The sequence below is a fragment of the Nocardiopsis salina YIM 90010 genome (genome assembly GCF_000341025.1).
GTDB classification, from domain to species: domain Bacteria; phylum Actinomycetota; class Actinomycetes; order Streptosporangiales; family Streptosporangiaceae; genus Nocardiopsis; species Nocardiopsis salina.
This window is the reverse complement of sequence record NZ_ANBF01000133.1, coordinates 37,724-60,239: the sequence shown is the minus strand read 5'-3', so window position 1 is coordinate 60,239 and position 22,516 is coordinate 37,724. Positions and strand designations below refer to the sequence as shown.

At 70.4% G+C, this 22,516-nt stretch carries 19 protein-coding genes; 3 read left to right on the top strand and 16 right to left on the bottom strand.

Features of this window, described 5'->3' with window-relative positions; translation table 11 throughout:
- Window positions 1-18 precede the first annotated feature (18 nt).
- The 11 genes from rplT to D474_RS0115130 form a co-directional block, all read right to left on the bottom strand.
- Entirely contained in the window at window positions 19-390 is a 372-nt protein-coding gene (rplT, locus tag D474_RS0115180; RefSeq protein WP_017614404.1) for a 50S ribosomal protein L20, read from the bottom strand.
- Between the two features lie 171 nt (window positions 391-561).
- Entirely contained in the window at window positions 562-759 is a 198-nt protein-coding gene (gene rpmI, locus D474_RS0115175) for a 50S ribosomal protein L35 (protein WP_017614403.1), read from the bottom strand.
- 180 nt (window positions 760-939) lie between these two features.
- Entirely contained in the window at window positions 940-1,599 is a 660-nt protein-coding gene (gene infC / locus D474_RS0115170) for a translation initiation factor IF-3 (RefSeq protein ID WP_017614402.1), read from the bottom strand.
- 293 nt (window positions 1,600-1,892) lie between these two features.
- Complete coding sequence (locus tag D474_RS0115165; protein ID WP_017614401.1) at window positions 1,893-2,729, bottom strand: shikimate dehydrogenase; 837 nt, start codon at window positions 2,727-2,729, stop codon at window positions 1,893-1,895.
- A complete protein-coding gene (gene mltG / locus D474_RS0115160; protein WP_017614400.1) occupies window positions 2,730-5,021 on the bottom strand; it encodes an endolytic transglycosylase MltG in 2,292 nt (763 codons plus the stop codon).
- Entirely contained in the window at window positions 5,021-5,506 is a 486-nt protein-coding gene (ruvX, locus tag D474_RS0115155; RefSeq protein ID WP_017614399.1) for a Holliday junction resolvase RuvX, read from the bottom strand. The genes mltG and ruvX overlap by 1 nt, the downstream gene beginning before the upstream one ends.
- 578 nt (window positions 5,507-6,084) lie before the next feature.
- Entirely contained in the window at window positions 6,085-8,751 is a 2,667-nt protein-coding gene (gene alaS / locus D474_RS0115150) for an alanine--tRNA ligase (protein WP_017614398.1), read from the bottom strand.
- A gap of 253 nt (window positions 8,752-9,004) precedes the next feature.
- Window positions 9,005-9,586 carry a hypothetical protein gene (locus D474_RS0115145; RefSeq protein ID WP_026118511.1) on the bottom strand — a complete coding sequence of 194 codons (582 nt, stop codon included), beginning with the start codon at window positions 9,584-9,586 and terminating at the stop codon, window positions 9,005-9,007.
- A 72-nt stretch (window positions 9,587-9,658) separates the two neighbouring features.
- Window positions 9,659-10,372: a hypothetical protein gene (locus D474_RS0115140; RefSeq protein WP_017614396.1), complete on the bottom strand. Its 714-nt coding sequence runs from the start codon at window positions 10,370-10,372 to the stop codon at window positions 9,659-9,661.
- A gap of 137 nt (window positions 10,373-10,509) precedes the next feature.
- Complete coding sequence (locus D474_RS0115135) at window positions 10,510-10,773, bottom strand: hypothetical protein (protein ID WP_017614395.1); 264 nt, start codon at window positions 10,771-10,773, stop codon at window positions 10,510-10,512.
- A complete protein-coding gene (locus D474_RS0115130; RefSeq protein ID WP_017614394.1) occupies window positions 10,770-11,165 on the bottom strand; it encodes a DUF948 domain-containing protein in 396 nt (131 codons plus the stop codon). The genes D474_RS0115135 and D474_RS0115130 overlap by 4 nt, the downstream gene beginning before the upstream one ends.
- Window positions 11,166-11,533: 368 nt before the next feature.
- Between D474_RS0115130 and D474_RS0115125 the strand changes: the two genes are divergently transcribed.
- Entirely contained in the window at window positions 11,534-13,078 is a 1,545-nt protein-coding gene (locus tag D474_RS0115125) for a serine/threonine-protein kinase (RefSeq protein WP_026118510.1), read from the top strand.
- Window positions 13,079-13,123: 45 nt separating this feature from the next.
- Here D474_RS0115125 and D474_RS0115120 read toward each other — a convergent pair whose 3' ends face one another.
- Window positions 13,124-14,455 (bottom strand): replication-associated recombination protein A, encoded by a 1,332-nt coding sequence (locus D474_RS0115120; protein WP_017614393.1) that lies wholly within the window; start codon window positions 14,453-14,455, stop codon window positions 13,124-13,126.
- A 34-nt stretch (window positions 14,456-14,489) separates the two neighbouring features.
- The gene (locus tag D474_RS0115115) at window positions 14,490-16,493 is read right to left on the bottom strand and encodes a SpoIIE family protein phosphatase (RefSeq protein WP_017614392.1); all 2,004 of its coding nucleotides are present in this window, start codon (window positions 16,491-16,493) and stop codon (window positions 14,490-14,492) included.
- Between the two features lie 584 nt (window positions 16,494-17,077).
- Between D474_RS0115115 and D474_RS32725 the strand changes: the two genes are divergently transcribed.
- Window positions 17,078-17,218, top strand: coding sequence for a hypothetical protein (locus D474_RS32725; RefSeq protein ID WP_193374015.1), 141 nt, complete (start codon window positions 17,078-17,080; stop codon window positions 17,216-17,218).
- Window positions 17,219-17,289: 71 nt separating this feature from the next.
- Here D474_RS32725 and aspS read toward each other — a convergent pair whose 3' ends face one another.
- Both aspS and D474_RS0115105 read right to left on the bottom strand, forming a co-directional pair.
- On the bottom strand, window positions 17,290-19,059 hold the full coding sequence (gene aspS, locus D474_RS0115110; RefSeq protein WP_083931842.1) for an aspartate--tRNA ligase: 1,770 nt from the start codon (window positions 19,057-19,059) through the stop codon (window positions 17,290-17,292).
- Window positions 19,060-19,229: 170 nt separating this feature from the next.
- A complete protein-coding gene (locus tag D474_RS0115105; protein WP_017614390.1) occupies window positions 19,230-19,907 on the bottom strand; it encodes an MBL fold metallo-hydrolase in 678 nt (225 codons plus the stop codon).
- A 475-nt stretch (window positions 19,908-20,382) separates the two neighbouring features.
- Here D474_RS0115105 and D474_RS0115100 point away from each other — a divergent pair, with 475 nt between their 5' ends.
- Window positions 20,383-21,615 (top strand): DUF349 domain-containing protein, encoded by a 1,233-nt coding sequence (locus D474_RS0115100; RefSeq protein WP_017614389.1) that lies wholly within the window; start codon window positions 20,383-20,385, stop codon window positions 21,613-21,615.
- 204 nt (window positions 21,616-21,819) lie between these two features.
- Here the strand turns inward: D474_RS0115100 and D474_RS0115090 are convergent, their stop codons facing one another.
- A complete protein-coding gene (locus D474_RS0115090) occupies window positions 21,820-22,482 on the bottom strand; it encodes a DUF11 domain-containing protein (protein ID WP_017614387.1) in 663 nt (220 codons plus the stop codon).
- Window positions 22,483-22,516: the final 34 nt, after the last annotated feature.

Here is a 22,516-nt window from a genome sequence, read left to right as displayed (position 1 = left end):
CGCAACCGTCTCCGACTACTAGGCCGCGGCCTGGGCCGGCAGGGCCTGCTTGGCCTTCTCGACGAGCGCGGCGAACGCGGCCTCGTCGTTGACGGCCAGCTCCGCCAGCATGCGGCGGTCGACCTCGATCTCGGCCAGCTTCAGGCCCTGGATGAGGCGGTTGTAGGTCAGGCCGTGAGCGCGGGAAGCAGCGTTGATGCGCTGGATCCACAGACGGCGGAACTGCCCCTTCCGGTCCTTGCGGTCCCGGTAGGAGTAGGTCATCGAGTGGAGCATCTGCTCCTTGGCCTTGCGGTACAGGCGCGAACGCTGACCGCGGTAACCGCTGGCGCGGTCGAGGATGACCTTGCGCTTCTTCTTGGCGTTGAGAGCCCGCTTCACGCGTGCCACTGTGACTCCCTCGTTGTCTCTTCCGGCGCGCACGGCGCGCCGACCGGCCCGGGTCGAGGCCCGGCGGCCGTGTTCGCTTCAGGTGTGGGGTGTCCCCCGTGGGCGGCGGCGCAGGATCGCGCTCCACCGCAGGCGGACGACAGGCTGCTCGGCCCGGCTGTACAGCCGGTGTTACTTCTTGCCGAGGAGCTTCGAGATCTTCTTCTCGTCCGCGGGAGCGAGCACGACCTCGTCGGAGAGACGACGCTTACGCTTCGAGGTCTTGTGCTCGAGGATGTGGTTCTTGTTGGCACGGCGGCGCATGATCTTGCCGGAACCGGTGACCCGGAAACGGTCCTTGGCTCCACTGTGGGACTTGTTCTTCGGCATGTCGCCGTCGTCTCCTACTCCGTCGGCGCGTGCCCCGCCCGGGGCGGGTCACGCTGTTCTTCCGCTGCTACGGCGGGCCCTCGAGGGCGCCGCGTCGCGCATCTGGACCGTTGGGCGCACGGCCTTCCCCACCACCCGGTCGTGTGCCGGCCGGGCGGTGGGGGACCAGCCCTGTCGCCGCTAGCCCTTGTCGCTCTGCTCGCGGCGGGACTTGTCCCCCGCCGCGGCGCGGGCTTCGGCCTTGTGGTCGGAACGCCGCTTGTGCGGACCGATCACCATGACCATGTTGCGGCCGTCCTGCTTCGGCTGGGACTCGACCTGGCCGAGATCCTTGACGTCCTCCGCGAGACGAGCCAGCAGTCGGCGGCCCAGTTCGGGGCGGGACTGCTCGCGACCACGGAACATGATCGTCACCTTGACCTTGTCCCCGCCCTTGAGGAACCGGACGACGTGACCCTTCTTGGTGTCGTAGTCGTGCGGGTCGATCTTCGGGCGGAGCTTGATCTCCTTGATGATCGTGTTCGACTGGTTCTTCCGCGACTCGCGTGCCTTGACCGCGGACTCGTACTTGAACTTGCCGTAGTCCATCAGCTTGGCGACCGGAGGACGGGCGGTCGGCGCGACCTCGACGAGGTCGAGGTCGGACTCCTGGGCCAGACGCAGCGCGTCCTGGACCGAGACGATACCGACCTGCTCACCGTTGGGTCCGACGAGTCGGACCTCGGGAACCCGGATACGGTCATTGATGCGGGGCTCGGCGCTGATGGGACCCCTCCCTAGCTTTCTCGGATTACCTGGGACCGGCCGCCCGGTGGGCGGCCCGCTCGATCTCGCGGCCACCCTCGGGTGCTCCGGTCGACCGGGTCGGGGTCCCCGTGAAAAGCGAAAACCCCGCCAGCGTGTGCAAGCGGGGTGTACCGACCGGATTATTCCGTCGTGGAACAGCGCGGGTGACGGGCCCCGACGCATCCGGGGCACACACGACACCAGGCCTTCCGACGGGCCGGACCCACACGGACACCGCCCGCTGGGTGGGAGGAACACCTCCGCTTGCGCGCCCGGTGAGTCTCGAACCCACCGGACCAAGTCGTCACCACCGAATATACCAGTCCCCGAGAGCGCTCTCGACACGCTCAGATCCGGTCCTCACGCTCCCGGCGGTCGAGCTCGGCCTCACCGGCGGCTCGCATCTCCTCGACGGGAACGTCGTGGCGCCCGGTCATCAGACGCACCTGAGCCACGGCCTGGTGCAGCAGCATCGGGAAACCGCCGACCACACGCCCTCCGGAGGCAGCCACCGCGTTCGCCGCGCCGGTCGGCCAGGGGGCGTAGACCACGTCGAACAGGTCGGCGCCGGAGGCGGCCAGAGCCTTCCGGTAGCGGTCGGCCGCCCCCGAGGGAAGCGTGGACACAACCAGGTCGGTATCGAGATGGTCCTCGATCCGGTCCAGTTCCGCCACCTCGAGCCCGACCCCGAGCCGGTCGGCGGCCTCCCTGACCTCACCGGTCCGGCCGGTGCTGCGGGCGAGCAGGGTCACCGGTTCCCCCACGCCCAGTTCACGCAGCGCTGCGAGCGCTGAGGCCGCGGTCGCCCCGGCACCGAGCACCACGGCACGTGCCGGCGCGGTGATCCCGGCCTCGATCAGGGCGGTGGTGATGCCCTCGACATCGGTGTTGTGCGCGTCCCAGGTTCCGTCGCCCACTCGCACCAGGGTATTGGCCCCACCCACGGCACGGGACAGATCGGAGACCCGGTCGGCCAGGTCCATGGCGCGGCGCTTGAGGGGCATCGTCAACGACAGGCCCGCCCAGTCCGCGCCGAGGCCCTGCAGGAACGGGGCGAGCCCGTCCTCCTCGCACTCGTGCTGGCCGTAGCTCCACCCCGCGAGCCCCATGGCGCGATGAGCTGCGCCGTGCAGGACGGGCGACAGGGAGTGGGCGACGGGGGAACCCAGGACCGCGGCTCGCATCTACTCACCGCCCCAGTTCTCCTGGAAGCGCTCCTTGAGCACCTCGAACTCGTCGTGGTCGTCGGTGAACTCGGTGACGCCGTTCTCCGGGTCGGTGGCCACGAAGTAGAGCCAGTCGCCCTGCTCCGGTTCGAGGGCGGCCTCGATCGCGTCCTCGCCCGGCGCCACGAACGGTCCCGGGATCAGGCCGGTGCTGTGGTAGGTGTCGAAGCCGCTGTCGTCGGCCTCGCACTCGGCCAGCTGGTCGTTGTTGAGCGCGATGCCGTAGGCGTCGATGGCGTAGAAACAGGTGCTGTCCATCTGCAGCGGCATGTCGAGGTCGAGCCGGTTGTGGACCACGCGGGAGATCTTGGGCATGTCCTCGACGGTGCCGGTCTCGGCCTGAACGATCGAGGCGATGGCCATGATCTCGTTCGGGTCGTACTGGGTCTCGGCGGCCCGCTCCTCCAGATCGACCTCCTCTGCGATCTCGCGGTACTGCGTGACCATGGTCTTGAGGACCGACAGCGCCTCCGCGTCGGGCTCGAAGCGGTAGGTCGAGGGATACAAGTACCCCTCGGGACCCTCCGTCGCGTAGTCGGGGAGGTTGAGCTCGTCGGACTGCTCGTAGGCCTCCTGGAGGTCCTGCTCGCTGATCGCGGTCTGGTCGGCGATCGCCTCCATGATCTCCTCGGCTCGCAGCCCTTCGCGGATACTCACCCGGCCGCCGAGGCGGTTCTCGGGGTCGAGCAGGGCTTGCACGGCGTGCTCGCCGCTCATCTCCTCGGCGAGGCGGTACGTTCCCGGGCTCAGTTCCTGGTCGGGAACGGAGTCCAGGGCGTTGGTGAAGGAACGGACACTCGCCACCACGTTCTCGTCGGCGAGGTTTCGTGCGACGGCCGTACCGCTGTCGCCCTCCTCGATGACGAAGTCGACCTCACCTGCCCCCTCACCCTCGTAGTCGGCGGGGAAGACGTAGGTGCGCAGCACACCGAACCCGCCGCCGGCGACCACCAACAGAAGGACCAAGGCCAGCACGCCCATCTTGCGCTTGCCGCCGCGTCCGCCCCTGGCCTTCTTGCCCTTGTTCTGAGCGCGGCGCTTGGCCTCCTTGAGCTTGCGGCGACTGCTACGGCTGCCACCGTAGGCCTCGGCGATGTCGGCGAGGCCGGGCTCGTAGTCCTCGTCGTCCTCGTCGCTCCCGTGTTCGGGTTCCGGCTCTGTTCCGGCCCCCTCCTCGGCGGGCTCGGGCTCGGCGGCGGCCTGTCTGCGCCGCGAGCGCCGGGTGCCTCCGCGGCGCCGGGACCGGGGCTCCTCCTGCGCCTCGTCCTCCTCAGCGGGTTCGGCGCCGAGGGCCGACGCCTCTCCGGACTGCTGCCGGGCGGCGCGGCGGGCCCTGCGGCCGCCACGGCGCGGCCGGGTCTCCGCCCCGGGCTCGGGTTCCGGCTCGGGTGCAGCGGCCCCGACGGCCCCCGCTCGGAGTGCGTCGGAGTCTTGGGCCCCGCTGTCGGACGGGTCCTGGGCGGGCATCGCACCGCTGTCCTCACCGCGGCGGCGACGGCGGCCGCCCCGGCGGCGCGGGGGTTTCTCGGGCGCCTCGGCCTTCTCGTCCTCCTTCACACGGGAGAAGACACCGGAGTCGGCGGAGGCGTCCACGCCGGGGAAGCTCCCGCTGTCGAAGACGTCGGTCTCGTCGGGGACCTCGGACAGGAAGCCGCCCTCGTCACCGCCCGCACGACGGGCGCGGCGGCGCGAACGGCGGCCGGCGGGCTGTTCCTCGAGCCCCTGGGGGTCGGTGTCGGGTGAACCGCGGTGTCGGCGCCCGCGCCCGGGCCGGGGGGCGGCCTCCTCGGCGGCGAAGGGCTCGGAGGGCGTCTCTGTCCAGGGGGAGGAACCGTGGACGGACTCGTCGGCGGCGGGTTCCTGTGTCGACGGCCCGCCGAGGCCGGCCAGCGCCGCGAGGGCGTCCTGGGCCGGACCGCCGGGGTGCTGTTCCTCGGGGCGTGCGCCGGTACGTGCCGCGCGACCGCCGCGCAGGGCGTCGGCGGCACCGTTGCGGCGCGGGGGTTCGCCGTCGGGCTGGGGGGCCTCGGGACGGCGCCGGCGGCCGCGGGGCGGTTCCTGGGGCTCGGCTCCGGCCATGGGCTGCTGCGGCCGCGCCTCGGGCTCGCGCCGGTCCCCGGGCTCAGGGCGCGCGCGGCGGCCGCGCGGCGGAGGGTGCGCGGGCAGCGGGTCGCTGAGCGGGTCGTAGTCGTAACCGCGCTCGGTACGTCCACGATAGGGATCGTTGGGGTATTCATCCCTGTCGGTCATCATTCTCCTTGGCTGGAGCGGACGATCTCGCCCGGGGGCCGGCCGGTTGACCGTTCCTGGTCCAAGGCGCTCTGCAGCAGGACCGTCGCTGCGGCCTGGTCGATCACCGACCGGCGCGCGCGGCCCCCCTTGGCGCCCTTCTTGCCGAAGGAAGCTCCGGACAGGAGCTGCCCCTGGGCGGTCACGGTCGTCAGCCGTTCATCGACCAGTCGGACGGGGACGGGGTGGAGGAGGTGGGCGAGGCCCTGCGCGAACTCCCGTGCGGAGCGTGCCGCGGGGCCTTCCTCGCCCGACAGTGAGGCAGGGTAACCCACCACGACCTCACGTGCCTCGCGCTCCACAACCAACTGGGCGATGCGCTGCTGGTCGCCCTTGCCGCGCGGGATGGTCTCGACGGGGCTGGCGAGTGTACCGCTGGGGTCGCTGGCCGCGACCCCGATCCGGGCGTTGCCGGGATCGATCGCCAGGCGTGCACCGTGCCTCACGAGGCCGTCTCCCCTGCTCCGGGGGCGGTACTCGGGCGGTGTGTGCCGTCGACGGCACTGCACCGCGGTTGGGAAATCCTCAACACGGTGGTCCTGTTCATCAACTAACTCGGGGGCGTCACCGCACATCCAGAACTGACTGACGTGAGTTCGGCTGCGGCGCGCCACAGTATGCCCGATTCGGTCACGACGCGCAGCTCGGCCGTGTACGGCTCGCATGGGAGGACCCGACTGGACACACGATTCGACAATCCGTGCGGGGGAAGTGCTCCGTGTGCGCGGGTACCGTCCGAGTGTAGGCCACCCCCGTGGGACGTCGGGGCACCGCATGCGCTCCGGGTCCCCCTTCGTGTCCGGGGTCGGCGTTCTCACGTGTGCTTCACGCTCCTGACGTGTGTCCCGAGGCGGCAGTGTGATTCCGGCGACGACGGGAAGCAGGATGACACCGAAAATGTGCGCACTCCGTGACCACCACGCCGGAGGCCGGGCAGCCGCCTGATCCGGGCAGAGGAGCGAGTGACACAGGAAGGGCGCCCGCAGGACGGACCCGCGGGCGCCCTTCCGGCGCTCGGCAGCGGTCAGGAAGCGGCCACGGCCGCCTCCACCGCACGCAGCGCCTCGTCGATCTGTCCGGCGTCCTTGCCGCCGCCCTGCGCGATGTCGGGCTTGCCGCCGCCACCGCCGCCGAGCGCGCGGGCCGCGATACCGACGAGGTCGCCCGCCTTGATGCCGGCACTGCGCGCGGCCTCGTTGGTGGCGATCACGACGACGGGACGGTCCTTGGGTACGGCGGTCATCGCCACGACCACCGGCTGGTCGTGGCCCAGGCGCTCGCGCACGTCGAGCACGAGGGTACGCAGGTCGTCGGCTGAGGCACCCTCGGGCGCCCGCTCGGCCACGACCGCGGTGTCACCGTGACGGCGCGCACCGGAGGCGAGCGGCCCGGCCGCCTGCAGCACCTGGGCCGCACGCAGCTTCTCGATCTCCTTCTCCGCCGAGCGCAGACGCGTGACCATGGAGTCGATGCGCTCGGGGAGCTCCTCGCGCGGGGTCTTGAGCTGCTCGGAGAGCTGGCCCACCAGCGCCGACTCCTTGGACAGGCGCTGGAAGGCGTCGGCACCGACCGCGGCCTCGACGCGGCGCACGCCCGAACCGATGGAGGACTCCCCCAGCAGCTTGACGATGCCGAGCTTGGCGGTGGAACCGACGTGGGTGCCGCCGCAGAGCTCGACGGAGTAGTCGCTCATCTCCACGACGCGCACACGGTCGCCGTACTTCTCACCGAACATGGCCAGCGCGCCCATGTTGAGCGCCTCGTCGAGGTCGCGCTCCTGGGTACGCACCTCGATGTCGCCGCTCAGGACGGTGTTGACCTCTTCCTCGACCTCGGCCAGGCGCTGGGTGCCGACCTGGCTGTCGGCGGTGAAATCGAACCGCAGCTGGCCGGGGCGGTTCTCCGATCCGGCCTGGCCCGCGGAGGGGCCGAGCGAGTTGCGCAGCGCCGAGTGGATGAGGTGGGTGGCCGAGTGCGAGCGCTCGATCGCGCGGCGGCGGCCGGTGTCGATCGAGGCGTGCACGGTGTCGTCCAGGACGACCTCGCCCGAGCGCACGGTGCCGCGGTGCACGAAGAGTCCGGGCACCGGCTTCTGCACGTCCTCGACGTCCACGACGCCGCGGCCGTCGACTGTGAGCGTGCCGGTGTCGGCGAGCTGGCCGCCGCTCTCCGCGTAGAACGGGGTGCGGTCCAGCACGAGCTCGACCTTCTGGCCCGCGCGCGCGGCCGGCACACCCCGGCCGTCCACCACCAGGCCCCGAACGTGGGACTCGCTCTCGGAGTCGCTGTAGCCGAGGAAGTCGGTGTCGCCGGCCTTCTCGTGCATCTGCGAGTAGAGGGAGATGTCGGCGTTACCGAGCTTCTTGGCCTTGGCGTCGGCCTTGGCGGTCTGGCGCTGGCGCTCCATGAGCTCTCGGAAGGCGCCCTCGTCCACGCTCAGGCCCTGTTCCTGGGCCATCTCCAGGGTCAGGTCGATCGGGAAGCCGTATGTGTCGTGGAGCTGGAAGGCGTCCGCACCGGAGAAGACGGTGCCGCCACTCTCCTTGGTCCGCTCGGCGGCGCGGCCGAACAGGGCGGTGCCAGCACGCAGGGTGTTGGCGAAGTTCTGCTCCTCGGTGTCGATCACACCGTGGATGACCTCGGCCTTGCCCTCGAGGTCCGGGTAGATGTCCTTCATCGCGTCGATGCTGACGGCGGTCAGCTCGTGCAGGAACGCACTGTCGGTGCCCGAGAGCAGGCGCAGGTTGCGCACCGATCGGCGAAGGAGGCGGCGCAGCACGTAGCCGGCCTTCTCGTTGCCGGGCTTGACGCCGTCGCCGACGAGCATGACGGCGCTGCGCACGTGGTCGGCGACCACACGGAGCATGACGTCGTGCTCGGGGTTGTCGCCGTAGGCGGTACCGGTCAGCTCGGCCGCGCGGTGCAAGACACGGCCCATGATGTCGGTCTCGTAGATGTTGTCGACACCCTGCAGGACCGCGGCGAGGCGCTCCAGACCCAGGCCGGTGTCGATGTTCTGCTGCGGCAGGTCGCCGAGGATCGGGTAGTCCTTACCGGAACCCTCGCCCCGCTCGTACTGCATGAAGACGAGGTTCCAGATCTCGATGTAGCGGTTCTCGTCCGCCTCGGGACCGCCGTCGGCACCGTACTCGGGTCCGCGGTCGTAGAAGATCTCGGAACAGGGGCCGCAGGGGCCGGGGACGCCCATGTCCCAGTAGTTCTCGTCCATTCCCATGCGCTGGATGCGCTCGGGCCGCACGCCGACCTTGTCACGCCAGATGTCGGCGGCCTCGTCGTCGTCGAGGTAGACGGTGACCCACAGCTTGTCCGGGTCGAGGCCGAAGCCGCCCTCCTCGACGGGGCTGGTGACCAGCTCCCACGCCAAGGGGATGGCCTTCTCCTTGAAGTAGTCGCCGAAGGAGAAGTTGCCCAGCATCTGGAAGAAGGTCGCGTGCCGGGAGGTCTTGCCGACCTCCTCGATGTCGATGGTGCGGATGCACTTCTGGACACTGGTGGCGGTGTCCCACGGGGGCGTGCGCTGGCCGAGGAAGTAGGGCTTGAACGGCACCATGCCTGCCGGGACCAGCAGCAGCGTGGGGTCCTCGGCGATGAGGCTTGCCGAGGGCACCACGGTGTGTCCGTTCTTCTCGAAGAAATTGAGGAAGCGGCGCGCGATCTCAGCCGTCTCCATTGATGCCCTCCTGTGTATTCGCACCAACGCGTGTGCTTTTTGCGGGTGGCCGCCGGAAGACCCGCGCTGTTGACGACAACCGCGGCGGCCTCGTTGTTCCAAGGCTATCGCCGCTGTGCACCGGCAGAAGCCGTCTGAGCACTCAGGGACGGCCCGCACGGGGGAAGGGGCGCACGGGGGCACGGGGAGGGGTCGGGGAACGGAGAGGACGCCGGGTGGCGCACGCGGTGCGGAGCCGTGTGCGCCACCCGGCTCAGTACTGCGGGTCGGGGCCGTACCCGTGGGGCACGGGCCCCTGGGGCACGGGCCCGTAGAACGCCCGCGACTTGGGACCGAGCATCATGGCGATGATGAAGAGGGTGAACACCAGCGGGATGATGGTGCTCTCACCCGCCAGCAACGACAGGACCAGCACGACCGTGGCCAGGACCTGGAACACCACCGCGCCCCAGAGGATCCCGCGCTTGCGCTTGCCCATGAACGACGCGAGCAGCGTCGATACCGCGCCGTAGACCAGGGCGACCGCCCCCGTGGCCAACATCGAGCGGCTGATCTCGTCGGGGTCCACCGAGCCCGGATCGAGTGCGGCGGCCTCCTCGATGGGCTGCAGGAGAATGGGGACCTCTGCCTCTGCCAGGGCGGACGCGATGTACAGAGCGCTCCCGCCCAGGATCAGACCTGAGATCCCTCCGAGGAACATGAGCACGCGCACCACGAGGACGGTGCCGGGCATCTCGGGACGGGGAGCGGCCCCGTGGGGCGGCGGCTGGTACTGCGGGGGCGGCGGCCCCTGCGGTGCAGGACATGGGCCGCCCTGGGGGTACGGGGGGTGCATGTGGATTCCTCACGGTCAGGGGTCCGGTCCCGGGGCGGCGCACACGGTGCGGAGCCGTGTGCGCCACCCGGCTCAGTACTGCGGGCCGGGGCCGTACCCGTGGGGCGCGGGCCCCTGGGGGGTCGGGGCGAAGTAGTTCCGGGAAGGCTGCACCAGCATCAGAACAATGATCCCGATGGTGAACAGCAGCGGCAGGCCGACGACGATGATCCCCGCCACGCCTCCGGTCACCAGCAAGAATCCGAGGAACAGCGCCGAGAGCACCTGGAAGACCACGGTGCCCCAGAGGACGATTCCATTGCGCTTGCCCATGAAGGAGGCCAGCAGGGTGGAGATCAGGCCGTAGAAGAACGGGATGGCTCCCAGGAGTCCGAGCCCGCCGATCACCTCGTTGGCACTGACGGCGCCGCCGACCCCTTCCGCCTCGAGCGCGGCGTTCGTCTGGTCCACGGCCGCTTGGTCACCCGCCATCATCAGGGCCCCCACCCAGAACGCGCCCCCGATGAGCAGCCCGGAGACACCCCCGATGAACTGGAAGATCCGCACCGCGATGACGGTTCCGGGCATCTTGGCGGCCCCGGGGTCGGTGCCCGCTGGGCCCGTGGGCGGCGGGCCGGGGGGCATGCCTCCGGGCTGGCCGTACGGCGGCGGGTAACCACCGGACGGGCCGTGGCCCGGAGGCTGGGCGTATCCGCCCGAGGGGTGGGCACCCCCCTGAGGGGGATACGGACCCGACGGGTACTGCCCGCCGTGGTCCGGGTTGTTGTAGGGGTCGTGCGGCTGCATCGCCCGGGCCTTCCGTGTGTGTATGTGGACAGTGCTCGAAAGCGCAGGTCCGACCCTACAGAACTGGACGCACGGGCAAAATCGCGCATTGGACACACGACGGCGACGGCAACCCCGCTGGGCCCGCTGGGGCCGGGTCAGCGTGCGCCTTCCCCCTCGGTCAGGGTGCGGCCGCGCTCTCGGGGCGCGTACCTGCGCAGGAGCTCCTCCTCCTGGTCGCGCACCGCGCCGGCGAGGTCCTCGTTGAGTTCCCGGAGCGCACCCCTGTACTCGGTCACGTGGCCCTCGAGGCGCTGGGCTATCCCGCCGGGCGTGAGAGCGCGCCGGGCGCGTTCGACACGGTGGACGACGTAACCGCCCACGGCGGCACCGGCAGCGAGGTAGAACAGGCGGCGCATCACCGGGCCTCCTCCTTGCGCTTACGGGTGCGCACCAGGGCGAGGGTGCGACGCTGACCCATCACCCGGCGGACCGCGTAACTGAACGAGGCGATCTTGACCAGCGGACCGGTGAAGACCGAGCGGGTCAGTGCGGTCATGGTGGAGACGTCCTCCGAGGAGGACTGCATGTTCGCGGTGATCTCCTCCACCCGCTCCAGCGAGGTGTTGGCGCGCTCGACGGTGGAGGACATGTCCTCCATGAGCGGCGGTGTGCGGTCACCCATCTCGGAGACGACCCGGGTCGCCGCGTTGATGAGCTTGATGAGTTTGACGAGGGCCACGCACAGGAAGGTGGCCAACACCGCCCAGACCACCGCGGCGACGAGCGCGGCGACCTCTCCTCCGGTCAGCATGGTGACTCCGTAGGCAGGTTGAGGGTTGAAGTGGAGGGTGGGCCCTGGGGGTGGCGTCCGGCTGCGCCCGTCCGGGCCTCCCACGCCCTCGGCCGTCCGCAAAGGGATGCGGGCCGGGCCGATTTTCGGCCGACCCTATCGCGTCCATCGCCGAGAGGCAGTGTCGGCACGCCAGCGGGAGCATCCGCAACGGCTGTCCGGAACCACCTCACGTTCGGGTCCCGTTCCGGCCTCGAGGGATCGACTGCTGCCGCCCCGGGCAGGACAATCGACACATCGGGTGGAGTCCCCACTCCGTCCGGACTTCACTACGATGTCCGGACACTCCCCCCACTGACGGCCGCCCCTGAAGCACCGACAGGATCCCCATGAGCCCTCGTTCTCCCCGTGAGATCTCCGTACTGGTCCCTCCGGGCCTGGCCCCGCTGTATCCGGACGACCCGTCGAGAATCGGCCCCTACCTGGTCCTGGGCCGGTTGGGTCAGGGCGGTACGGGCACCGTCTACGCGGCGGTCGACGTTTCCTCCCCGAACGTCGGTGAGCGCCTGGTCGCGGTCAAGACCCTCGTCTCCCCCGAGCTGGAGGACCCCTCCACCTACCCGGCGCTCACCCGTCGGCTGCGTTCGCTGGCCGGTATCGAGTCCGACCGTGTGGTCACGCCCCTGGTGCATGACACCGACGCGAACCCGCCGTGGCTGGCGATGCCCTACACAGCAGGGGAACGCCTTTCCCACTACGTGACCAAACGCGGCGGCCTGGGCAGCGGTAAGCTCATCGCCCTGGCAGTCGGGCTGGCCGAAGGCCTGAGCGTCCTGCACGCACGTTCGGTCTCCCACGGGGCAGTGCGCCCCAGCGAGATCATGCTGGGCCCGGACGGCCCGCACATCATGGACTGCGCCGTGGCACCCTCGGCCTCGCGCATGCGCGGGCACGGCGCCACCTGGCTCAGCCCGGAGCGCTACCGCGGCGGTGCCCCCTCCCCTGCAGCCGACGTCTTCGCCTGGGGAGCGGTGGTCGCCTTCGCCGGAACGGGGCGGTTGCCGTTCGGTACCGGCGAGGCCGACGAGATCGCCGAACGCGCCGCCGACGGCGCCTTCGACCTGGGGGACCTGGAGCCGGGACTGCGCCCGGTCGTGGGGCGCGCGCTGGACCCCGACCCCGACCGTCGGCCGAGCCTGCGCGAGGTCGTGGGCGCGGTCATCGCGGTCTGGCAGGCCGAGCACAACGCCGACTCCTCGCAGCCCGGCCGCGACGAGATCTCCCGGATCCTGGAGCGCGAATGGCACGCCATCGAACCGCCGGCCCGGGTTCCGGAGGTGGTGCGCCTGGAGGGCCACATGGCGGGCAAACGCCCCACCCGTTTCGTGTTCGCCGCGGGGACGGCCGTTCTGGCTCTGGCCCTGATCGGAACGGGTGTGTGGGGCGTGGGGCGGCTCCTGCCCTCCCCCGGCGACGACGAGCCCTCGGCCGAGGCGGCGGCGGACGCGGCCGAGGAGGCCGAGGCGGAGGAAGAGGAGACCACGGTCGTGGTCCGGCTCGACCCCTCCGACCAGGAGGACCCGGAGGAGGGCCCCTACGTCTACACGCCGGTCGATCGCGACGACACCCCGATCCGCGACCAGGGCGCGCCGACCCACGAGTACTGGGCGTCGGAGTGGGACGAGGTCGGTGAACCGGACGAGGCCGAGATCGACCCCGACGCCGAAGTGCTGTGTGCGAAGTTCTGCACCGCGCCCGACGACGTCCACATCGACGACGACTTCCGCGGCACCCTCGAGATCCCGACGGAGGAGTTCCTCGACTACCTGTCCTGGGGTCCGGTGATGATCCTCGAGGTCACCTTCGACGAGGAGTCCATGGAGGACGACGGTCCCCGCGAGATCGTGCAGGTCACCGAGCTCTTCACCGACTGACCCGGGCGCCCCGCGCGTTCCAGGGGCACGCCACCGCGGCGCGGCTCAGCCGCCGCGCAGCACATCCTTGATGCGGGACAGAACCTCGGAGAACCGGCGCTCGGTGCCGTGTCCGGTGGGCCGGTAGTACTCGCGCCCGGTCAGCCCCTCGGGCGCGTGCTGCTGCGGGGCGACCCCGCCCGGGTAGTCGTGTGCGTAGCGGTACCCCTTGCCGTGCCCGAGGTCGGCGGCGCCCTTGTAGTGGCCGTCGCGCAGGTGTGCGGGCACGGCCCCGGCCCGGCCCGAGCGCACGTCCGCCATGGCCTCGTCGATCGCGGTGATCACGGCGTTGGACTTGGGCGCCAGGCTGATGTGGATCACGGCCTGGGCGAGGTTGATGCGCGCCTCGGGCAGGCCGATGAGTTCCACGGACTGGGCCGCGGCCACCGCGGTCTGCAGGGCGGTGGGGTCGGCCATGCCGACGTCCTCGCTGGCGTGCACCACGAGCCGGCGGGCGATGAAGCGCGGGTCCTCGCCGGCCTCGATCATGCGCGCCAGGTAGTGCAGGGCGGCGTCGGGGTCACTGCCTCGCATGCTCTTGATAAAGGCACTGATGACGTCGTAGTGCTGGTCACCGGAGCGGTCGTAGCGCACGGCGTGGCGGTCCACGGCGCGCTCGACGTCTTCGGCGGTGATGGTGCGGGGACCGTCCTGCGCGGGACCTGCCACGAGCGCGGCCGCCTCGAGATAGGTCAGGGACCGGCGCCCGTCACCCCCGGCCAGGCGCACCACGTGTTCGGTGGCCTCATCGGTGAGCTCGTGGCTCCCGTCGAGGCCGCGTTCCTCGGTCAGGGCGCGTTGCAGGAGCAGGCGCACGTCATCGTCCTCGAGGGACTCCAGGGTCAGCAGCAGCGAACGCGACAGCAGCGGGCTGACCACGGAGAAGAACGGGTTCTCGGTCGTGGCGCCGATGAAGCTCACCCAGCGGTTCTCGACCGCCGGGAGCAGGGCGTCCTGCTGGGTCTTGTTGAAGCGGTGCACCTCGTCGACGAACAGCAGGGTGCGGGTGCCGTGCATGCCCAGGCGCCGCCGGGCCTCGTCAACGACCGTACGGACGTCCTTGACCCCGGCGTTGACCGCGGACAGCTCGACGAAGCGGCGACGGGTCACCCGGCTGACCACGCTGGCCAGGGTGGTCTTACCGGTGCCGGGCGGCCCCCACAGGAAGACCGACATGGGCGCGTCGTCCTCGACCAGACGGCGCAGGGGGCTGCCATCACCCAGCAGGTGGCGTTGTCCCGCAACTTCGTCGAGGTCGCGCGGTCGCATGCGGACGGGCAGGGGTTCCTGGCCCTTGGCGGCCTCGGCCCCGGCGTCGTCGAACAGTGTTTCGGACACCCCTCCAGGGTAGGCGAGGCGTACGGCCGGCGTGTCAGGTCGCGGGGACGGCGGTGGAGAAGGTCTCCGGGTCGCTGGGCACCGACCGGGTCATGCGGGTGATCAGGAGCGCGATGTCGTCGCCGCGTCCGGCGGGTGCCATGTCGGCGAGCACGTGGGCGGCCTCCTTGGGGTTGGCCGCGTGCTCGGACAGCGCCTGACCGACCGCGGCCAGACCGTCCTGCATGGTGACGTCGGAACTCTCCACGAGGCCGTCGGAACACAGCAGCAGTGTGGTGTCGGGGGCGAGCACGCTGGTGGTGACGGTGTACTCGGTGTCGGGCATCACACCCAGGGGAGGTCCGGTCTCGGGTTCCCAGACGCGGTAACCACCGCCGGCGGCCAGGACCACGGGCGGCTGTCCGGCCCATGCGGCCTGCATGACGCCGGTCTCGCGGTCGACCACGAGGTATCCGCAGGTGGCGAAGACGATCTCCCCGGTCTCGGCGAGCAGGCGGTTGGTCTCGCCCAGCACCACCCCGGGGTCGGACTGGTTCGTGGCGTAGGCGCGGAAGGCCACACGGATCTGGCCCATCGCGGCCGCGGCCTCGACGCCGTGGCCCTGCACGTCGCCGACGAGCAGACCGACCTTGTTCTCGGGCAGCTCGATGACGTCGTAGAAGTCCCCGCAGATGCGCCAGTCCGCGCGCGAGGGCAGGTACTTGGTGGCGATGTCCATGTCCGGAAAGCTTGCCACCTGGCGGGGCAGCATGCGCCGCTGCACCGCGTCGGCGAGTTCGAGCTCGGCCTGCTGAGCCTTGATGCGCTGCAGGGCCTGGCCGGCCAGCCCGGCGAAGGTGAGCATCAGGGCTCGCTCGTCGCGGCTGGCGTGGTGGGGGCGATCCCAGACCATCTGCCACACGCCGAGCGCGATCCTGCTGTCACCGAAGATCGGCACGGTCGCCCAGGCCTGGGACTTGCCCGTGTTGCGCAGCAGCTCGACCGCGGACGGGAAGCGGCTGACGACCTCGGCACGGCTCTCGAAGAAGCGCGGCTGGCGGTCCTGGATGACCGCGCCCATCGGGTAGTCGGTGTCGTCGGCCCGGCGTCCGTCTATGATGTCGGTGTTCCCGCGCTCGCGGGCGCTGGGCGAGGTGCGCAGCAGGCCGTTCTCCACGTAGAGGGCGACGGCGTGGTACCCGCCGAAGATCGGCAGGAACTCCTCGCTGAGCAGGTCCATGACCTCGTCGACGGTGGTCGCCGAGACCAGCTTCGAAGACAGCTCGGTGACCAGGCGCCCGTGTTCGGCCTCGGTGCGGCGGCGGTCGGCCAGGCGGCGCACGAGCTGCACGTGTTCGGTGACGTCGTCGACGATGCCCACGAGACGGTCGGGGTCGCCCGGCACGAAACGTGCCCGTACGTGCAGGGAGCGTTCGTCGCCGAGGCGGTCGAAGACCCGGAAGCGCTGTTCGTAGTCACGGCCCTCGAAGGCGCCCGCGAGGGCGTCGCGCACCCGGGCGACGTCGTCGGCGTGGACCCGTTCGAGGAGGTGTTCGAGCTCGGGTTCGTTTCCGGCCAGGAGGGCGCCGAGGGGGGTGGGGCCGAAGAGTTCGCGCATGCAGCCGGTGCTCAGGTCCAGGCTCCACAGCACGGAGTCGGAGTTGTCGGTGCGCAGTTCACCGACCACACGCAGGTCCGTCTCCTCCGGGGACAGCAGGTGGGTGAGGACGACGAGGCGGTCCTGTTCGGGCACCGGGCGCAGCTCGACCTCGGCCATGCGGGCGGAATGCCCCGCGGGGGCCAGGCGCAGGCGTACCCTGCGCCCCCAGTCTCCGTTCAGTGCCTCGGCGTGCAGGGCGGCCCCGCGTTGGGCGTCGTCGCCGTCCAGGAGTTCGTGCCACACTCGCCCCTCAAGCCCGGCCGGGTCCCCGAAGAGATCGGCGAAAGCCCCGTTGGCGCGCACGACGGTGCCGTCGGTGCGGGAGAGCACCATCGGTTCGGGGGCGTGTTCGAACGCTCCCGCGAGCACGGTTTCGGAGCCATCGCCTGAGGCGCGCATTCGGTTCACGTATGACTCATCCTCATGTCGTCTCGGACGTCACACCCGCGTCTGACGCGGCCACCCGTTGGGAACGTTCCGATCGGTTCATTCTAGTGTCCGAGGCAAAGACCGCCCCGGGGCGTCTCGGGACCGGCCGGAAGCACGGCGGGGCGCGGGGCGGCCGTTGCGGCCCCGGTACGGGGCGGCCCCGTACCGGAGTCGGGCTCAGGGCTGCCGGGAACACCGGCGAGCGAGCTGGACCGACCTAGGGCGGAACCGGGATCGTTGCACCCGCGTGATACGGCGGGCCCGAACAGACCCGCGCCGCCCCACGAAAAGAATCCGTGTCCGCTCGTGCGCGGTGTTCTCGAGTGACACACCGGCGCATCGCGGCACGAAAGGGCGATTCGCGCTCAACGCTAGGGGATGAAGGACCCCCGTCGCATCCGCAACAAGGGGGCGCGGCCGGTTTCGGCCGTTTTCCGAGACACAAAGGTGTCCGGTTTATTACCGACAGAGCTTTGTGGCCGTTTGGGGAAGGTTCAAGTTCTCTCGAGGAGGGAAGCGCAAGAGAAACACTTTTCCTACCTCCGAGGATCCCCATGCGCCGGCCACACGTGCCCGCTCTTCCGCGCCCGCGGCACGACAGCACGCTCCGGAACTGGACCTGCCGCCTGTGCGAGCACAGCAACCCCGACGACGAGGACATCTGCTGCCAGCAGTGCGGGGCCGCCAAACGCTGACCCCGACCGGACACGCAGGGGCGGTGCGCATGCGCACCGCCCCTCTTCACCGTCACCGGCGGCTCCCCCGGCTACTTCTTGGTCTCGGGGGGCAGCACCGAACGGATGTGCACATCGCGCAGCTGCTGCTCCGAAACGTCCGAGGGTGCGCCCATCATGAGGTCCTGCGCGTTCTGGTTGAGCGGGAACGCGATGGTCTCACGAATGTTGGGCTCGTCGGCCAGGAGCATCACGATGCGGTCGATACCGGGCGCGATACCACCGTGCGGCGGGGCGCCGAACTTCAGGGCCTTGAGCATGCCGCCGAACTCGGCCTCGACGTCGTCCTTGTCGTAGCCGGCGATGTCGAAGGCCTTGTACATGATCTCGGGCGAGTGGTTACGGATCGCGCCCGAGGACAGTTCCACACCGTTGCAGACGATGTCGTACTGCCAGGCCAGAATCTCCAGCGGGTCCTTGTTGAGGAGCGCGTCCATCCCGCCCTGGGGCATGGAGAAGGGGTTGTGGCTGAACTCGATGTGGCCGTCGTCGGTACGCTCGAACATCGGGAAGTCGACGATCCAGCAGAACCGGTAAGCCTTCTCCTCGAAGTGCCCTGCACGCTTGCCCGCCTCGACGCGCACCGGCGCCATGATGCGGTTGATCTCCTCGTCCTTCTCGCTCGCACAGAAGAACAGGCCCGTCCCGGGCCCGGCGCCCAGCACGGCGAGCAGGTCGTCGCTGATCTCGCCGACGAATTTGGCGATCGGACCGGTCAGTTCGCCGTCCTCGCCGACCTTGAGCCAGGCCAGACCCTTGGCTCCCTGCTCCACGGCGTAGTCGCCGATGCCGTCGAAGAACTTGCGCGGCTGGTCCTGTACCCCGGGCACGGCCAGGGCGCGGACCTTCTTGCCGGCGAAGGCGCGGAAGTCGGTGCGGTCGAACAGCTCGGTGACGTCGACCATCTTCATCGGCACGCGCAGGTCGGGCTTGTCCGTGCCGTACCACTCCATGGCGTCGCGGTAGGGGATGCGCGGGTACGGGGAGGTGATCTCCCAGCCCTCCTGCGAGAACTCGCGGAAGGTGTCGGTCATGACGTCCTCGATGATCTCGAAGACGTCGTCCTGCTCCACGAAGCTCATCTCGACGTCGAGCTGGTAGAACTCGCCCGGGGAGCGGTCGGCGCGGCTGTCCTCGTCGCGGAAGCACGGCGCGATCTGGAAGTAGCGGTCGAAGCCGGCCACCATCAACATCTGCTTGAACTGCTGCGGGGCCTGCGGCAGCGCAAAGAAGCGGCCCGGGTGCAGGCGAGAGGGCACCAGGAAGTCGCGAGCTCCCTCGGGGCTGGAGCTGGTGAGGATCGGGGTCTGGAACTCGTCGAAGCCCAGCTCCGTCATCCGGCGGCGGATGGAGGCGACCACCTGCGAGCGCAGCATGACGTTGCGGTGCATGCGATCGCGGCGCAGGTCGAGGAAGCGGTAGGTGAGGCGGCGCTCCTCGGAGGTGTTGTCCTCCGGGAAGACCGTCAGGGGCAGTTCCTCTGTGCTTCCGAGCAGCTCGAGCTCGGCGGCCTGGATCTCGATCTCACCGGTGGGCAGGTTCGGGTTGACGTTCTCGGCGTCGCGGGCCGAGACCTCACCGGTGACCTGGACGACCGACTCCTTGGGGACCCGGCTGAGCTCCTCGAACACCGGGGACTCGGGGCGGGCCGTGATCTGCGTGACCCCGTAGTGGTCGCGCAGGTCCACGAAGAGCAGACCGCCGAGATCACGGCGGTTGTGCACCCAGCCCGAGAGGCGCACCTGCTGCCCGACGTGCTCCTTGCGGAGCTGACCACACGAATGAGTCCTGTAACGATGCATGAGTTACCAAGTCCACTAACTACACGGCTGAGCGAATGCGCCGGCGAACCCCGAGAGGGACCGGCCTTCTGGAATGCCCCTTGAACACCTGGGATCTTACCGCCAACCGCCACCCCGCACCGCCTCGCTCCGCAGGTCCGGTCCTGGCGCGCGGGAGGACGCGACCGGGCTCACGCGGGGGCCTGTCGCAGGTACGGGTTGGTTGCACGCTCGCGCTCGACGGTCGTGCCCGGTCCGTGTCCCGGCAGGATCTGGGTGGTGTCGGGGCGCGCGAGCACGGCGTCGGCGAGGCTGCGGTCCATCGCCGCGGTGTCGCCCCCGGGGAAGTCGGTGCGCCCGATGGAGCCGGCGAAGACCAGGTCGCCCGCGAACATGACGGGCACCCCCTCCTCGGTGGTGACGGTGTAGACGACCGAGCCCGGGGTGTGGCCCGGGGTGTGCCGGACCTCAACCCTCAGGCCGGCGAGCTCGAGGTGCCGGCCGTCGGCCACCTCGCGCAGGTCCGCGGGCTCGGAGAAGGGCCCGGGGCCCAGGAGGGCGGAGAGCTGGGCAGCGAAACCCGGGTCCACGCCGGCGGCGGGCTCGGTGAGCAGGCCGCGGTCCTCGGGGTGCAAGTACACGGGCAGACCTCGCCCGTCGGCGATCTCTGCTGCCGACCAGACGTGGTCGAAGTGGCCGTGCGTGAGCAGCACAGCGACCGGGGTGAGGTGGTACTCGGCGAGGGCCTTGTCGACCTGCTCGGCAGCCTCCTGGCCGGGATCGACGACGACGCACTCACCGCCCTCGGCCGGGGCGAGCACGTAACAGTTCGCGGCGAGGGGCCCGGAGGGAAGGGCGGCGATGAGCACGGGGATGACTTCCTGTCCTCGGTCGGTGTCCAGGTCGGGTGTATGAGGGACGGGGCTCGTCACGGGCGCCCCTGTGCCCTCCGTGTTCCGAGCCTACCGAGCACGCTGCCGGGCCGGGACCGGTCCGGCCGCTCCCCGCCGGGGTGCGGGAACCCTCTGGCACACATCACCATTCGATCACCGCGCACGGGGGCCCTCTTTGCCAGAGCGCGCGGTGATGCCATATTGGTCAGCGTCTCCATGTGCCCCGCGGCCCCGACCTGCGCATCCGCGGATCCGTTGCGCAGGGCCCGCCGGTGCACGAGGCGCAGGGCGCAGACCGCAGCTCCGTCTGTCCCTGTTCGCGAACACGGCGCGTCGTGGCCCGGGGGAACCTGGGGATATCGTGCAGGGCACAACGGCTCCCCGTACGAATCGGGCCATACGCCGCGACGATCCGAGCCCGCACACGGGCCCACGACAGCAGGAGGACACGGTGACCACGGACCCTTGGGGCCGCGTAGACGACGACGGCACGGTCTACGTGCGCACGAGCGAAGGCGAACGGGTCGTCGGATCGTGGCAGGCGGGCGCGCCGGAGGAGGCCCTGGCCTTCTTCCGCAAGAAGTACGACTCCCTCGTGACCCAGGTGGAGCTGCTGGAGAAGCGACTGCGCAGCACCGATCTGTCGGCCTCGTCGGCGATGGCCGGCATCGACAAACTGCGGGCCTCGGTGAACGAGGCCAACGCCGTCGGTGACCTGGACTCGCTGTCACGGCGACTGGACACGCTGGCCGAGCGTGCCGAGGAGCGCAAGGTCGAGCAGAAGCAGGCCCAGGAGCAGGCCCGTGACAAGGCGCGCGACGTAAAGGAGCGCATCGTCGCCGAGGCCGAGCGGGTCGCGGCCGAGACCACGCACTGGAAGTCCGGCAGCGAGCGCATGTCGCAGCTCATCGAGGAATGGAAGAAGGCACCCCGGGCCGACCGCCCCACCGAGCAGGCCCTGTGGAAGCGGATGTCGGCTGCACGCAACTCCTTCTCCAAGCGGCGCAAGGCCTACTTCGCCAACCTGGACCAGCAGCGCGACGAGGTGCGTGTGGCCAAGGAGGCCCTGGTCGTGGAGGCCGAGTCGATGAGCCACTCCACGGACTGGGGCCCGACGGCCCGCGCTTACCGCGACCTCATGCAGCGGTGGAAGGCCAGCGGCCGCGCCGACCGTGCCAGCGAGGACAAGCTGTGGGCCCGGTTCAAGGCCGCGCAGGACACGTTCTTCGACGCCCGCAACGCGGTCTTCGCCGAGCGCGACGCGGAGCTGCGGGTCAATGCCGAGGCCAAGGAGAAGATCCTGGAACAGGCCAAGGCGGAGATCCCGCAGATCGAGGACCCGCGCCGGGCGCGCACGCGCCTGCGCGAGTTCCAGGAGGCCTGGGAAGAAGCAGGTCAGCTCCCCCGGGACATGCGCGACCAGCTCGAGGGCGCCTTCCGCCGGATCGAGGACGGCGTGCGCCAGAACGAGCAGGCCGAGTGGGAGCGCACCAGCCCCGAGGCGCGCGCCCGCGCCCAGGGCACGGTGGACCAGCTCTCCTCGGCCATCGCCGACCTGGAGTCCAAGTTCGAGAAGGCGCGGGCCAAGGGCGACGAGCGCAAGGCCAAGGAGCACGAGGAGGCTCTGGAAGCGCGCCGTTCGTGGCTGGCTGAGGCTCAGAAGGCACTGGACGAGATGAGCTGACCACTCACCGGACGCCGCGCGGGGGCCGTACCTTCTTCCGGAGGTGCGGCCCGTCGTCGTGCTCGCTCTCGGAGCCGGCGCCGCTGCTGTTGAGCGTCCACACCTCCGACACCGGCAGGGGCCTCGCCCCGAACGCACAGAACCCCGGTCGGCGCATTGGTGTGGACCGCGCGGTCCACACCTCCGGCCCTGCAGCGCGGTCACTCAGCGGTGCACGTCCAGGTGGTAGACCTTGGCTGCCCCGGGGAACGTGCGCACGTTGGGGACCGAGCCCGGGGTGTGGTTGCTGGGCGTGGGCGGCTCGGGCCTGGGTCTGCGCGAGTCCCGGTAGCGCACGAAGCCGACCGACCCGACGATTCCCATGAGCAGGAGCAGGGCCGCGGAGGTCACGACGGTCCAGGGGACGGCACCGTGGATGCGGTGGTCGACGGCGGTGCACGTACCTGCGGCGCCCTCCTGGGGGCGTACACACACGGTGGCGGCGGAGTGCGATCCTCCCTCGGGCACGCTCACCACCTGGACCGTGGAGACCACGTTCGACCGCTCCCCCGCTTCCAAGGGCTGCTCCCAGCGGACCTGCGAACCGTCGGGGTCGGCGTTCCCGCTCCCGGAGACGTGCGACATCGTCTCGGGCAGAAAATGCACGACCTGGGCTGCGTCCAGATCGTCCTCGCCGGAGTTGTGCACCCGGATCGTGTACTCGACCCGGTCCCCCGGGTTGAGGCTCTCCTCCCCGCTGTCGGCCTCCAGGGCGACCCGCAGCGGGCCGTCGCCGCCGGAATCCTCCTGCGCCGGGGCCGAGACGGACCCGGCCAGGGTCGTCACGGCCGCCAGGCCGATCGCGGTCATGAGCCTCGGCACCGCCATGGTGCAACCTCCGCACAGCAGTATGACAATACGT